Annotated in this window: 14 protein-coding genes; 2 read left to right on the top strand and 12 right to left on the bottom strand. The window is 64.7% G+C overall.

Annotation, left to right across the window (positions count from 1 at the left end; translation table 11 throughout):
• From ACLQI9_RS21460 to ACLQI9_RS21415, 10 genes are all read right to left on the bottom strand, one after another.
• On the bottom strand, positions 1-1205 hold a 1205-nt coding region (locus ACLQI9_RS21460), incomplete at its 3' end, for an AAA family ATPase (RefSeq protein WP_442392146.1).
• Between the two features lie 3 nt (positions 1206-1208).
• On the bottom strand, positions 1209-2741 hold the full coding sequence (gene eccE, locus ACLQI9_RS21455; RefSeq protein WP_442385090.1) for a type VII secretion protein EccE: 1533 nt from the start codon (positions 2739-2741) through the stop codon (positions 1209-1211).
• The gene (gene mycP / locus ACLQI9_RS21450) at positions 2738-4411 is read right to left on the bottom strand and encodes a type VII secretion-associated serine protease mycosin (RefSeq protein WP_442385092.1); all 1674 of its coding nucleotides are present in this window, start codon (positions 4409-4411) and stop codon (positions 2738-2740) included. Before mycP ends, eccE begins: the two co-directional genes overlap by 4 nt.
• A complete protein-coding gene (gene eccD / locus ACLQI9_RS21445) occupies positions 4408-5889 on the bottom strand; it encodes a type VII secretion integral membrane protein EccD (RefSeq protein WP_442392145.1) in 1482 nt (493 codons plus the stop codon). Before eccD ends, mycP begins: the two co-directional genes overlap by 4 nt.
• A complete protein-coding gene (locus ACLQI9_RS21440; RefSeq protein ID WP_442385096.1) occupies positions 5889-6917 on the bottom strand; it encodes a MinD/ParA family ATP-binding protein in 1029 nt (342 codons plus the stop codon). Before ACLQI9_RS21440 ends, eccD begins: the two co-directional genes overlap by 1 nt.
• Before the next feature lie 35 nt (positions 6918-6952).
• On the bottom strand, positions 6953-7789 hold the full coding sequence (locus tag ACLQI9_RS21435; protein ID WP_442392144.1) for an ESX secretion-associated protein EspG: 837 nt from the start codon (positions 7787-7789) through the stop codon (positions 6953-6955).
• A 68-nt stretch (positions 7790-7857) separates the two neighbouring features.
• Positions 7858-8148, bottom strand: coding sequence for a hypothetical protein (locus ACLQI9_RS21430; RefSeq protein ID WP_442385100.1), 291 nt, complete (start codon positions 8146-8148; stop codon positions 7858-7860).
• A gap of 57 nt (positions 8149-8205) precedes the next feature.
• A complete protein-coding gene (locus ACLQI9_RS21425) occupies positions 8206-8559 on the bottom strand; it encodes a hypothetical protein (RefSeq protein ID WP_442385102.1) in 354 nt (117 codons plus the stop codon).
• Positions 8560-8737: 178 nt separating this feature from the next.
• Positions 8738-9925: a PPE domain-containing protein gene (locus ACLQI9_RS21420; RefSeq protein ID WP_442392143.1), complete on the bottom strand. Its 1188-nt coding sequence runs from the start codon at positions 9923-9925 to the stop codon at positions 8738-8740.
• A 9-nt stretch (positions 9926-9934) separates the two neighbouring features.
• A complete protein-coding gene (locus ACLQI9_RS21415; RefSeq protein ID WP_442385106.1) occupies positions 9935-10246 on the bottom strand; it encodes a PE domain-containing protein in 312 nt (103 codons plus the stop codon).
• 209 nt (positions 10247-10455) lie between these two features.
• On the opposite strand from ACLQI9_RS21415, the gene ACLQI9_RS21410 reads away from it, so the two are divergent.
• Positions 10456-11640, top strand: coding sequence for an MFS transporter (locus ACLQI9_RS21410; RefSeq protein WP_442392147.1), 1185 nt, complete (start codon positions 10456-10458; stop codon positions 11638-11640).
• A gap of 49 nt (positions 11641-11689) precedes the next feature.
• Here ACLQI9_RS21410 and ACLQI9_RS21405 read toward each other — a convergent pair whose 3' ends face one another.
• Positions 11690-12775 carry an aldo/keto reductase gene (locus ACLQI9_RS21405; RefSeq protein ID WP_442392142.1) on the bottom strand — a complete coding sequence of 362 codons (1086 nt, stop codon included), beginning with the start codon at positions 12773-12775 and terminating at the stop codon, positions 11690-11692.
• Between the two features lie 86 nt (positions 12776-12861).
• Here ACLQI9_RS21405 and ACLQI9_RS21400 point away from each other — a divergent pair, with 86 nt between their 5' ends.
• On the top strand, positions 12862-13269 hold the full coding sequence (locus ACLQI9_RS21400) for a MarR family winged helix-turn-helix transcriptional regulator (RefSeq protein ID WP_442385108.1): 408 nt from the start codon (positions 12862-12864) through the stop codon (positions 13267-13269).
• Positions 13270-13277: 8 nt separating this feature from the next.
• Here the strand turns inward: ACLQI9_RS21400 and ACLQI9_RS21395 are convergent, their stop codons facing one another.
• Positions 13278-13730 carry a hypothetical protein gene (locus tag ACLQI9_RS21395; protein ID WP_442392141.1) on the bottom strand — a complete coding sequence of 151 codons (453 nt, stop codon included), beginning with the start codon at positions 13728-13730 and terminating at the stop codon, positions 13278-13280.
• Between the last annotated feature and the right edge of the window lie 107 nt (positions 13731-13837).

The raw sequence follows: 13837 nt of genomic DNA, 5'->3' as shown, positions 1-13837 counted from the left end.
TCGATGATCTCGGGATGCCGCACGATGCCCAGCCCGGCGTAGATCTTTCCCAGCGCCTCGGCTGTGGTCGTCTTTCCAGTTCCGGGTGGGCCGACGAGAAGCATGTGATTGGTCTGATTGGTCACCGGCAGACCGGCCGCCATCCGAAGGGCCCGGACCTCGATCTGGTCCTCGATTTCGGCCACCGCCCGTTTGACTTCGCTCAGCCCGACTTGGTTGTTGAGCAGGGCACGACCTTCATCCAGCAGCTCTTCCCGCCGCTCTTCGTTGTGCTCTTCGTGGCGCTCCTGTTCGGAGCGCTCCGTGCTAACGTCCCATCTATTGCTGCGGGTGTTGATGGTTTCCTCGTCGGTGACCACCAGCTGCAGGTTCGGGTCGGCCAGCGCCTCCTTGGCCGGCTCGATCAGCGCCCCGTTGATCGTCGCCCTCGACAGCCAGACCTGCGCCTTGTCCTCCTGGTCGAGCTGGCGGTGAGCCATTCCTCGCACATAGGCGAGATCGGCTGCGATCAAAGGAAATTCGTTCGGATCGATCGCTGTTACTGCGGTGTCCATCAGCTGGTGGCGGCGGGCCTCGCCCACCCCAACGTGTCCTGCACGCAGATCGACCCGATCTGCCCAGTCCAGCGCAACACGTCCCTGCCCTAGATGGGCCGCGGCATGCGCCGCGAGCACATTGGTGGCCGCGGTGACCGCCGACATGATGATGGCCTGCGGCGGCAGTATGGTCGCTGCCACCGAAATAACGTCAGGCCAGCGCTGCGTGGCGAACATCAGATACGCCCGCACATACTGCTGCCACTGGTGGTTCTCCCAGGTATCCAGCAGCGTCGAATCTTTCAGCAGCGATTCGGCTTTCTCGTACTGACCGTCATCGACCAGCGCACTGGCCAGCGCCAACCCCGCGTGTGATGACTCCGTCACCGAGATCGCCAGATACGGCCCGGCCTTGATCGACGCGGACAGCCGAATGCCCAGGCGGTTGGTCTCCCGGTGCAGCCGTGCCCCGTAGGCGTACAGCTGCTGCAGGGTCGACAGCGCCTCGTCGCCGGCGGCGATCCGGCCCAGCCACGCATCGGCCATCGACGGGTCGATTTCGGTCGCCTCGCGAAACCGCGCCCGGGCGGCGGACACGTCGTTGTCGAACGACGCCATCGCCTGGTCGAACTGCTTGCGCGCGGCGGCAGTGGTACTGCTGCTAGTCATCGTCTAATCCACCGGTTCGAGCTCGGTTGTCCTCAGGGTCGTCGGCTCTGACGATATGTAACGATTCTCGGCCCTGAACAACTCGACCTCAACCGTATTGACTTGTCCAGCGGCCGTCACGTCCACGGTCGCAGGGCCGATCTGGGTGATCAGCACATCGGCCGATCCGCGGTAGGGCGTTCCCGGCTCCCCGATCGAGATCAGGGTGTTCGGCCGCGGCGCGGGGGTGACGGTGCCGTCGACAACGCTCACCGTGGTGCCGGCTATCGGTCTGACCTGATCGCCCACGGCAATGTCGGGCATCCGCACACTGGCCCACCGCTGCTGATCGCGGGTGTGCACGGTTATCCGCTCGCCGGCGCCGGCCAGCCGCACCACGATTCGTTTGGCCAACGAGTCCTGTGCGGCGATATGCACCCGACTGAACTCTCCCGGGTCGTCCAGCGGCAGCATCAGCCGGTTACCGGCGTCCACCTTGCCCAGCAGGACGCCCGAGGGCCCGATCGGGATGATCAGCGGTTGCGCCAGAACGCCGCGACGGACGCTGTGCAACGTCGGCATCGGTCCGCACAGGTTGCCGGCGATCGCTCGCGCCTGCTCTCCCGGCAGCGTCTTCAGCATCACGCTCGGTGGAGCTGTCGGCGGCTGTGCGGTGCGCACGGTCACCGTTGCCGTGATGCTGCCGTCGGCGAAGACGGTGATGTTCTGGATGATCCCGTCGGCCCGCAGCGCCCAGGCGTGCTCCAGGTTCTCCGCAGTGATGTCGCCGGGCCGGTACCAATAGGTCGTCAGCCAACCGCCCTCGCCCCGCGCCGTGCGCCACCGCTGGTGCTGTGCGTTTAGCGCGGAGGAACCCAGCCGTCGTTCCAATTCGACGATGTCCGTCGCGGTCGCGACCTTGGCGCGAAGGCCGTGCTGCCGCAACGCGGCACTGATCCGTTGCGCCGCAGCGAGCGTCGCGGTGCCCACCGAGGTACGCCATTGCAGCGCTTCGGCATTGGGGAACGACGCGATCCGCACGATCAGCCAGGTCTCCCGCTGTCCTGCATAAGGCGGCGTGCCGATCAAGGTGTCGTAGACCCGCGGGTAGTCGCCGCTGCTCCGCCGCCGCACCCCTACGCTGACCACGCTCAGCGATTCGATCGCCAAACCCAGGCTCTGGTGCAGCAGCGGCAACAGGCTGGCGACGTCGACGGTGTTTTCGGTGTACGTCGCTGTGGACCCGGTCAACAGGGTCGGTCGATGCGCCTTGCCGAGCAGCTGCACGGCTACCACCGCGACGCCGTCCTGATACCGGACTCCACCGCCGGAACGGTCGTTGGCCACCGTGATGGGCTCGCTCAAGGTGGTCGCTCGACGACGCTGGCGCCACAGCATCAGCCACGACCACAGCGGCTGACGACGCCAGCGGATCACGCCGGCGGCCACTCCGAGCGCCAAAGCTCCTGCGGCGCCGGGATATCCGCCCAACGCCCAGCCGACCATGCCGGTAGCGAGGACACCGACGATGATCGCCAGTCTTGTCGTGGCCTTCATCGCTCTCGCCGAGCCCGTGCAACAAGCGAGGCGATCAGCACCGCGGCCACCACTACACCGGCGAACGCCAATGCCATGTTGCGGGCGCGGTGATCCGGCGGCGGTGGCGGTGCGACCGGCACGATCAGTCGGCTCTGGGCCCCGGGCGCGAGGCGGTCCCCGGGTGGCACATTGAACGTCAATGCGGCGACCGGGTCCACGACTCCGTAGCCAACCTGGTTGTCCACACCACGCGGCGGGTTATGCGCCGTCTGCAGAATCCTGTTGACGACCTGGTGGGCAGATAGCCCCGGATACCTGGCACGCACCAGCGCGGCGACCCCGCTCACGTAGGCGGCCGAAAAACTTGTCCCCCAGAACGGCATGTTTTTTTCACCCGGCCGGATCGGCGGATAGGCGTTCACCGGTGCGCCGGTCTGCGGCGACAGTCCCATGATCCCGACGCCGGGCGCCGCGGCCGCCACCCACGGGCCGGAAAGGCTCTTGCTGACCGGTGCGCCGGTGTTGTCGACCGCTCCCACCGACAGCACGTAGTCCGAGAACCAGGACGGCGAAGACACCGTCTTGACTTGATGCCAGTCCCGCGGATCGGAGGTGTCCAACGGGTCGAAACCGGGATTCTGGGCACACTCGTCTTCGCCCTCGTTGCCGGCTGCCGCGACGATCACCGCGTCCTTCACTGTCGCGGCGTACCAGACGGCGGCGCCAATGGCGCTCTGGTCCAACGGATCAGCCGCCGAGACGCACGCCGTAACGCTGATATTGATCACCTTGGCGCCCATGTTGGCTGCATGCACGATCGCGCTGGCCAGCGTGGCAACAGTGCCGGCCTTCTTCCGGGCTTCCGAGTCGCCGCCGCCCGGATTGGCCAGCTCGTAGGCCCGCGAGGACTGACGGATGGAGATGATCGTCGCGTGCGGCGCCACCCCGGCGACCCCGTCCGGCGCTCCCGGCGGAGGCGGCGGCACCTCGGGGTCGTCCGGTTGCGCGGGCGCCGGATCGCCGGGCCCATTTGACGGTTCGTCTTCGGGAGGCGGAGGTGGCGGCGGTGGCGGCGGAGCCGGTTTGGTCTCGGTGATTGTCACCGGCGATGGGGGCGGGGGTGGTGCGATTGGTGGTGGTGGTCCGCCGGGCGGTGGTGGTGCTGCGTTGATCGGCGGTGTGCCCGCCGGCGGCGCGAACGCCGGGGCGGCGGGCATCGGGGCGGGCATCGGCGTGCCCTGCGGCGCGGCGGCGATCAGCGACGCCACCACGGTGCCGTGCGCGTCGCAGTCCATTAATCCGTCGCTGCCCATGATGTAGTCCCCACCAGCGACTGCCGGCAGCCGAGCGCTGGGGTTGACACCGGTGTCGATGACGGCGACGGGCACCCCGTTCCCCGTCGAGTACTGCCAGGCCTTGGCGATGTTGAGCATCGTGAAACCCGGCGCGGTCACGGCCACGTTCGGATCGGCGACGGTAATGGTTCGCGCGCAGATGTTGCTTTGCCGCATCGGCTGATCCGGAGCCGGCTTGCCGTCCGCAGGCACCCGGCCAGGGTCAACGCTCGGGCGCGGAATTGCCTGCGCCGCAGGAAGACCGGTCGATAAGCCGACCAGCAGGCCAACGAGCGTGAGGGCGGAGATCCGCAGCGCCGCCGACGCTGAGACGCGCGTGCCCCGATCGCTCATCGCATGCGCACCCAGGTGAACAACCCGCCGATCCAGGCGGCCAGCGGCAGCGCAGCGATGATCGCCACGATTTCCAGCCATTCGGCGATCATCCGGACCAGCGGGGTGAACCTGGTGATCGGCACCAACAGCGCCGCGGCCAGACCGGCAACGCCGAAGCCGGCCAGAACCAATGCCGCCCACAGCACCGACTCAGCCGATGCGGCCGGCCCGTGCAGGACGTATTTGATGACGCCGACGCATACCGCGGCCGCGGCCCCGCACACCAGCGCAGTGGCCTGCCGCTTGTCGGCGAACGCCCGTCCGCGACTGATGAAGATGAGCACGAACAGCCCGGCCAGCGCCGCGGCAGCGCCACTGCGGTTATGACCCGGCATCAGCGTGGCCCACACCGCGGCGGGCAGCGTCAGTCCCGCAGCCACACAAATCCCGGTCAACACGTTGTTCGCGCGCACGGCGGCGGCCGCGATCTGCGCCCCGCGAGGAGTGGTGTCCGGGCTCAGCTCCTCCTCGGCGGACTCGTCCACCGGCGACACCGCGTCAACCGGGAGTCCGGCGCTGCGGCGAAACAGGTCGCGGCCGGTGACCGACCCGAAGTAGGGCGGCCGGATCCGGGCCGCCCAGAGCGCGATCGTGGGGGCCAGGGTCAGCAGGAACAGCAGAATGACCAGGGTGCACATGCCCAGCCATTGGGCAGGAACCGGCCGCCACATCCGGGCGGCGGCGACTACCCCGCCCAACCCGCACAGGGTCACTATCGTCGCCGCCACATTGATGTGACGTCGGGTCATGACCGCCACCCCGCAGGTGAGCACCCCAGCCGCGAGGGCCGTGATGAAAAGATGCGCTGACCCGAGGGCGCCGGGAGCTCCGGCACCCAGGCTCACCGCAAGCAGCGGCACCGAAAGCCACGCGAACCCACCGACCAGGTCAGCGCGATGCGGCCACCACTGCGCCACAGCGCCCGCGCCACCTATGGCAAGTAGGCCGAGAACGCCCGTCACAACGCTAGGCGCGATCGAGCCGCCAGCAGTGCGGTTACGCACAGCCAATCCGATCACCGACGCAGAAATCATGGCCAGGATGGCCAGCGCCGTGTGAGCGGCCGTGTCGGCTGTTACGGGGTGGAACAGGTTCTTGCCGATTCGGGCAAGTCCGGTGGATAGGGACTCGTATTGCGGCTCGAACGAGTCGCCCTCGACTGCGCGCGCCAACACCAGCGTGGCGCCGTCCTCCACGCCTAGTTCATCGAGGGTTTTGGTGACGTCCAGCCGCACACCGTTGACCTTGTGCAGCTCGTAGCCGACTCCGGATTCCAACCCGGTCAGACCCTGGCGCTTGAGTTCATCATTGAGCAACTCAACGATGTTGTCGACGAACACCTCCACCGGCACCGATGCCGGATAGACTTGAGAGACAAGGTGTTCGCCGCATACCAGCGCAACTGCGCAACGCGCCGGGAATGCGACCTTCGCCATTACCGTGGCCTGTCGGCGTCCGGAACATATTTGTCCGCCAACGCCGCACTAATCTCGAACAGTCGCAGCCGTGTTTTCTTGTGCAATTCATGTTGCGTATCGATGATTCCGCCCTTGGCCAAATGCGGGTCGAAAGGCATGAACTCGACTGTCGCACCTGATTGCCCGAAACGCTCGGTTAGATAAGCGCGGGCATCGGAATCGTATTTATTGCGGCTGTCATTCAGAATCACCATGCTGCGCGACACTAATTCGTGATAACCCATCGCCCGCAGCAAATCGATAGATCGCGTCACCGGCAACGAAGTATCGGCGGTCAGCCCCGACACGAAGACCAGCGTGTCGCAAGCGTCGAATACCGCCTTCATCACCGGGTGTTCCAGGTCGTCGGAGGTGTCCACCACGATCACGTTGTGGGTGCGACGCAGCCGCGAAAGCACCCCGGTGAACATCGACGGCACCAGCGGCCGCGGTTGGTCGGATGCCCGGTTACCCGCCAGCACATCGAGACCTAAGCTGTTCTGCCCCAAATGTTCCCGGATGTCGGCATAGCCCTGGACATCGGTGTCGTTTAAAACGGCGGCGTAGTCGCCCGGCGGGGATTCGTCGATCCGCCCGGCCAGGGTTCCGAAACCGGGTGCTGCGTCGATGGCAACCACGTTCTCCGGTCGGCACTCACGAAACACCGCGCCGATGCACGCGGTCATCGTGGTCTTGCCGACGCCGCCCTTTCCGGAGACTACCCCGACGACGTACTGCTTGCGGATGTGTCGCCTTATCCGCCCTTGCAATTCGCGTAAATGGCGTTCGGCCGGCGATTCACCGAGATTTACGGTCTGGAACGACACGGCATATATGAACTTGCGCCAGCCTGATGCGGGTGGAATTTTGCGCGGTGCGACCATATCGGAGATGCGCAACGTTTCCGAAACGGAGTCCGGATGCTGAGGACGCGAACCCGCAGGTTGTCTCGGCGTTTGCCGGCCTTGCTCCGTCGAATTGGGCGGCGCGTTCCACGGATTTGTCACGATGCCGATGCTAGCATGCGCGCGATACCCATCACTTACACAACCTTTCGGTATGAATGCCATTCTTCATTCGCGGGAAGGCGCCGCATCATCCGGTTCACCGCAGTCGCGATGCTGGAGCTGGTGCCGGGTGCGATGATCATCCATCTCTTCCCGTCCGACACGAAATGCTCGCCGATGAGCCGGCCCTCCGGGGTGTCGGCGATGGTGACCACGCTCTGCTCTATGTGTTTGCGGGTGGGCTGACCGGAGTCGACGCCGGATTGGATGGCGACGATGAAGGCGCGCGCCGTCCGGCGCAGGTCTGCGGCCATCATCAGGATCTGGAGCTGGTCCCCGTCCAATCGCTCGCGGAGTAGTTGCTCGCGCAGCATTTCCTGACCATTTACGCCGTCCATCACCCTGTCGATGTCCACGGTCACCGGCTGCAGCGGCGCCGGCTCCAGCGTCCCGCACATCCGCTCGATCTGGGCGTTGAGGATGTCATTCGCCGCGGATTCGGTATTCGAGGTGCCGGCTCCACTAATGCGGACCAGGTCCTCCGATCGTTCTAAGGCAACCCACCAGTGCGCAAATCGGGCAAGCAATGCCCTGGCGGGCATATCACCACCGCCGGGCGTGGACACGTGGATCATCAGGGCGACGTCCCGGCGGGTGAGCACGGTCAGCCATTCCCGCACAGTGGCGTCGACCTGCCCCGCCTCGTCGATCACGCAGACATCTCGCAACTCGGCAGCGATCGGGTGCGCAAGCGCCATCTGTGGCGTCTCAACGCTGGGCAGAATCGGTCGTAAGCCCAGCTCCGGGGCCAGCACTTCAATACCGGTGAGTACCTGCAGCACCCACAGCCCGTCAATGGTCGTGGTCAACATGTTGATCCTCCAAGCCAAACCGCGGGGCGCACGACCGCGCGCGCCCCGCGGTCAGCGAGATGCGAGGCCTAGATGCTCAGCGATTGTCCAGCCGCTGTGTCGGTGGCGTTTGCGCCGTGGAATGAGGCCGTCACGGCGCCACTGTGCCGGGTAATGGTGTCGGCGATGTCGAACACCGCGTTGCACAGCCGGTTAAGGCTCTCGATGTAGGCGTTACCACCCAGACCCTGAAAACCTTCAGACACCAACGCGTTACCAGCGGTCAAAAGGTCATTTGCATGCTCGTGGAGCATCTGGGCCTGCACAGCCATGTTGTGGGAAAGCTCTTCTCCCATGCCGTAGTGGTACGAAATTGTCATCTGTAACTCCTTATGCGAGTGCGTCTCTGGGATTCAAGTTCGATCGAACGGCGCGAATTACATCTGCGACGACGGGGCTGCGCCAGGATGCACGCCAGCCAGGTGATGGGCCGAATCGGCCTGCTGGGCAAGGAATTGCGCTTTGGCATCGGCAAGGTGCTGGTGCAGTTCCATGTTGGCCGCGAGCGCCTGATTAAGGTCGGCTTCCACCTGGCCCGCAACAGCGTATGACGTCTGCGAAGCCTGGCCGTCCCATCCCACGTGCAGGATGTCGCCCGACTGGGTTAGGTATTGCTGACCGAGATTTTGTGCTTCTGCCAGAAGGTGGTCAGCCCGCTGGATCATGGCATCGATCGGTTCGAGCGATACCACCGTTTTCGACCCGGAACCCCCTGGTGCCACATCTACCATTTGCGTCTCCCTTTAATAATCTGGACCGGCCCCGAGGATGCGGAGCATTGCATGAAGTGTAGTGACTTCGCGGCAGCTGTCACTTCGGCTTTTGTCAATCCAAGCCATCGTCCGGAATCGGCCGCTGAGCAGCTGATTTGGCGACAGTCGGGGCGGATGGCCCGCACCGCGCCGGCTACTAGACATCCTGTTTGTCGCGCTCGACGACAATGCGCGCGTGCGTCACCTTGTCTTTGTCCGCGCTTCCGTTCTCCCGACCCAGCATCCCCGCGGTCGCTGGCGACATCGGAATTGCGCCGCCACCCGTCGGAGTTGTGATCGGGCCACGAAGATCGGCCGCATTGAGAACACCGCTCGGCCGAAGCCCGGTTGGCCGGCCGGCGGTCTCGGGCGAGAATGTGCTGGCGGGACGGGTAAAGCTGGTCAGCCCTGCACCTGGATATCCAGCCCCGATAGCGCCAGCCCCGCCGCCGAGGCTGCCGGCCGCTCCGCCGCCGGCCCCGACCGGTGCAGCCAGCTCGGCGGCGGCGGTTTCAACCGCGGCATTCGGCGACATCGGGGAGAAGCCGCCCATGAAGCTCTGCATCAAGCCGGACATGCCCTGGGTCCCGCTCTGCAGAGCCTGTGTTGGGGCGCTGCTCAGCTCCTGCAACGGTTGGGTGGCGCCCGACAGCAGGCCCTGCGCCGACCCCATGAGCGACTGCAGCGGATCGGTCATGCCGGCGGCCGGCGGTGCCGCCTGCCCGGCGGCGTCGCCGAGCCCGGAAGACGCTTGCAGTCCGGTGTCGGCCGCCGACTGAGTGACGGTCTCGACCGGGGCGGCCGGCGACATCCCCGCTGGCGTGATCGGCGGGGGCGTCGACACAATCGAGCTCGTCAGCGTGTTCAGCGCGGTACCATACGTCAGGCCGATGTTCATGTTCTGCGGGGTGAAGTTCCCCCAGTACATTTCTTCGTTCGCCACGATTGCCGGGGTATTGCAACCGCAGATATTGCTGGCGTACAACGCGGCCGTTTCGTCGCGGTTGGTCTGGCAGACGATCGCGGGTATCACCGCGGACCTGGCGACGGTATTAGCCTCCACCGCGGCCTGCCCGATCGCTACGTGTTTCAGGCAGTGCGCCGCCAGCGGCTCGAGCCCGAGAAAGTTGAGCTCGCTTCCTTTCATGCCGTATGCGGCACCGCCGACGCCCATCCACTGGCTGAGGGTGGCGCCGATGTTGGCCACCGACATTCCCATAGACAGCTCGTGTTGGATCGCCTCGGCAAGCCAAGCCGCGATATTGGCGACTATCGTTGACGGGTCGCTGGCCTCAAGGAGAGCAGCAACGCTTTCGGGTGGACCGAACCATAGTGGGTCGGGCATGTCGTCCCGTTAGAAGATGTTATCGACGCTTGTGGCGCTCATCAGTTCTTGCAGCACGTAGCTGATCGCGGAGAGGTTTTGCGCGCCCGCGTAGGCAGTCCGTTGCCCGACATGTGTCTGCGCCGCACCGAGGTAGCCCGCACCCGCAGAGTTCAGAGTGCCGGTGAAGGCGGCGTCGTCTGAGGTCAGCACCATCGGCTTTGTTGCGATGAGCGCCGCCGACCCTGCCGCAGTGCTGGCCTCCATCTCGCCGCTGATGACCATCTCCGTGACACCCGACAAAGCCGCGGCGGCCGGATCGACGTTCATAAACCCTGTCATCGTGTCTCCCAAGGTTGCTTCTGCGGACCGACTCCGCGGCGTGGTGTGAAGAGCAGTGGGTCAGTTTAGGCCTGGAGAGCCCGGTCCGACTGCTCTTCAATTAATTCACTAGCGGGAATAACTCCGCGGCCGACATTGGCTGCTCAATCCAGGCGTGCGCAGAGACCTCGGGAGGAAGTCCAGTGAGCTGGTCGTCGCCAACATTGGCCATGAAGCGTGGCTGCGGCGGGACCACCGCGGACCAGGCCTTGTTCCTCGGCGTGCTGGCTGTGCTGCTGGCAACGGGGTGGGTCGCCAGCCACTTCGTGGCGTTGATGCCGTTGATCAGTGATCGTCAACATCTCGGCGTGGCCACCCTCGATGCGATTTTCGGGATCTACGCGGTGGGACTGTTGCCAGGGCTACTCATCGGAGGGCGTGCATCGGACGCGCTTGGGCGCCGGCCTGTGGTGTGGATCGGGTCGGCAATTGCTCTCATGGGCACGCTGGTGATGCTGTTCTCGCAGCAATCCGACTCATTGCTGGTTGGGCGGTTGATCGTCGGGGTCGGTGTGGGTCTTGCAATGACCGCAGGCACCGCGTGGGCCTCCGATCTGAAAGGTCCCGCCGGCGCAGCCACTGCCGGAGCCGTGTTGATCGTCGGTTTCGCGATCGGCCCATTTGCTTCCGGGGTGATCGCCGCGGCCGGACAAGCCGGCGTTCGGGTGTCGTTCGAGATTGCCGCGGCGATTGTCGTGGTGGCGATCGTGATCGCGGTCATGGCGGCGCAGGGCGCTGACGAGACCGCGCCGGCAACAGCGCATGACTTGGAGCAGTCCACGCCAACGCGGCAGGGCGGTGCGTCGGCGTTGAGTTGGGCCATGCCACTGGCACCGTGGGTGTTCGCTTCGGCGACAATCGGTTTCATCACGATCCCTGCGCGTATGCACGTCGGGCTCGCGGCCTCCCTGGCCGTGGGCACGGCAGCGCTGATCGTCAACGGCGTTAGCGGGCTTATTCAAGTGGTCGCTCGCGCGCGTGACTGGGGTCCGCAAGCCGGTACCGTGGGCGCAGTGCTCGCTGCCCTCGGCTACGCGGGAACCGCGGCGGCGCCACCAACCATGCCGCTGGCGTTGGGTCTTCCGCTACTGGTGATCCTGGGGTGCGCGTCCGGCCTATGTCTACGCGAGGGCCTGATTGATTTGGAAGCCGCAGCGCCGCAACGGGTACGCGGTGCCCTCACCGGAGCGTTCTACACCGTGAGCTACGTCGGCTTCGGCCTACCGCTGTTGTTGACAGTAGCCGGATCCACAGCGGCTTCGGCAATTATTCTCGCTGTGATGACGGTGCTGGCATCTGCAACCGCGGTCAGTCGAACGGTACGGCTGCGACGAGACAGCCATCGCGGGAACTGATTCGGCGCTTCGCGTCAACCGATGTCCTCAACGTGTGAGCGGCTTCGTCTCAATAGGGCTTGACGCCTTCAGGTATCACATACTCGGAGATCGGCGCAGAGACACCGTTGACGGTTGTTCCGTTGTTGATGACGCTGTGCGCGGTTGTCAGCACGCTTTGGGGGAACCCGAAAGTCGGTTTGGTGAGTGCGTCCAGCCGGGCCAGCTCCTCGGCCGTGAGTTTCACGTCGACGGCGCCGACGTTGTCATCGAGCTGCGAGAGCCTGCGTGCCCCGATGATGACCGACGTCACGGCCGGCTGTGCCTGGACCCAGGCCAGGGCCACACTGGCGACCGTAGTCTCATGCGCTTTCGCGATGACCTCGAGTTCGTCGATGATCGCGTAGGTCTTCTCGTTGAGGAAAGCCTCGACGATCACGCCGCGATCGGGCTTGTTCTCCCCAGTACTGCGTCGGGTGTACTTGCCACTGAGCACACCGCTTTTCAGCGGTGACCACGGCGTGATTCCGAGGCCGAATTCGCTCGCCATGGGAACCAGCTCTTGTTCGATGGTGCGTTCCAGCAGCGAGTACTCGACTTGCAGCCCGATGAATGGCGACCATCCACGGAAACGAGCGATCAGGTTTGCCTCAACGATCTTCCACGCCGGGGTATCCGAAACACCGATGTAGCGCACCTTGCCGGCCTGAACGAGGTCGTCGAGTGCGGCCATAGTCTCCTCGATGGGGGTATTCGCGTCCCACATGTGCAGCCAGTACAGGTCGATGTAGTCAGTTTGCAAGCGCCGCAACGAATTTTCGCAGGCGCTGATCAGTGATTTACGCCCCGAGCCACCGGCGTTGGGATCACCCGGATACAGGTTGCCGCTGAATTTGGTCGCGATCACCAGGCGATCGCGTCGGGCGGCGTGCCGCCCGATGTGGTCGCCGATGATCTTCTCGGAGTGGCTCCTTGTGTAGAAGTTGGCGGTGTCGATGAAGTTGCCGCCGAGTTCGACGTATCGGTCGATGATCTGTTGGGACTCTTCCACACCGGTGCCCCAGCCGAGGTCTTCCCCGAACGTCATCGCTCCCAGACACAGCGGGCTGACGCGCAACCCGGATCGTCCGAGTGTCACGTAGTGATCCAGAGGCATAGTGGTCGCTTTCTGGTAGATTGTTCACTTATGAGTTTGTATACTTCTAAACTAGTTTATCTCTGAACTATCTGGCAAGCAAGTCGATGCCTGCAGCCGACGCGGCCAAGATCTGGTCGCTGAACTACCGGTTACTGCTGTCGGTGATCTCCAGCGTCGAGGCCGACATCGGCGCGTTGGGGCTCGACTGCAAGGAGCTGTTCCTGCTCGCGGAAGTCGGCGAGCATCCCTACCCTGCCGAGCTTGCAGCGATACTGAACATGCCCAAGGCGACGGTGACGGTTTACCTGAAACGGCTTGAGGGCGCCGGATTCATGCGCCGCGAGATCGACCCAGCCGATCTGCGGCGCCATCGCTTGCTGCTCACCCCGGCCGGACGTGACATAACCAGAGACGGCCTCGCGCTGCTATCAGGCGCATTCGACAAGCGCCTTGGCCGCCTCACCGCCGCACAGCAAAAAGACCTCAAGAGCCTGCTCGAAAAAATCCTCTGACGTCGGCGCTAGGACTTTGACTCGGCTCGCACTGCGTCGCCGGGTTGCTGCTGGCCGAGCAGCTCATCCTGACCGACCTCGGGAAGGTGCCGCTCGTGACCATTCCCACCGCGCTTCGCCGGCTTCTTCTTCGCCGGTTTCTCCGGCGCCTCGGCGGCCGTAGACTCCGTGGCGCCGTGGCCGTTGGATGTAAGCCCAACCGATGCGCCGACCATCTCGATCGCCTTCTCCGTGTACACGCGATAGCCGAAGTTCGGTTCGTAACCGTGGATTTCCTTGGTGTCCAGATCACGCATGAACTGCAAGATTTCGCGGCTGAACACTTGACCGGGCACCAGGACCGGGAAGCCCGGTGGATAGGGCGTGACGTAGGTCGCCGATACGATGTCGACTCCCGCGTCCAGCTTTTCGTCGATCTGCTCGCCGAACAGGTATTCGCAGTTGGTGTCGTCATACGACACTAGAACGCGCGACGGACATCACCTTCCGGCGTTGGCTCGCTTCCGCTGTGATCGAGAAACGCGGGGTGGAAGCCGCTGAAATCGGGCAGCGGCAACGACATTTCGGT

Source organism: Mycobacterium sp. (assembly GCF_052143115.1).
Classification (GTDB): domain Bacteria; phylum Actinomycetota; class Actinomycetes; order Mycobacteriales; family Mycobacteriaceae; genus Mycobacterium.
Note: the sequence above shows the minus strand (reverse complement) of the source record. Positions and strands in the feature narration are given on the sequence as shown.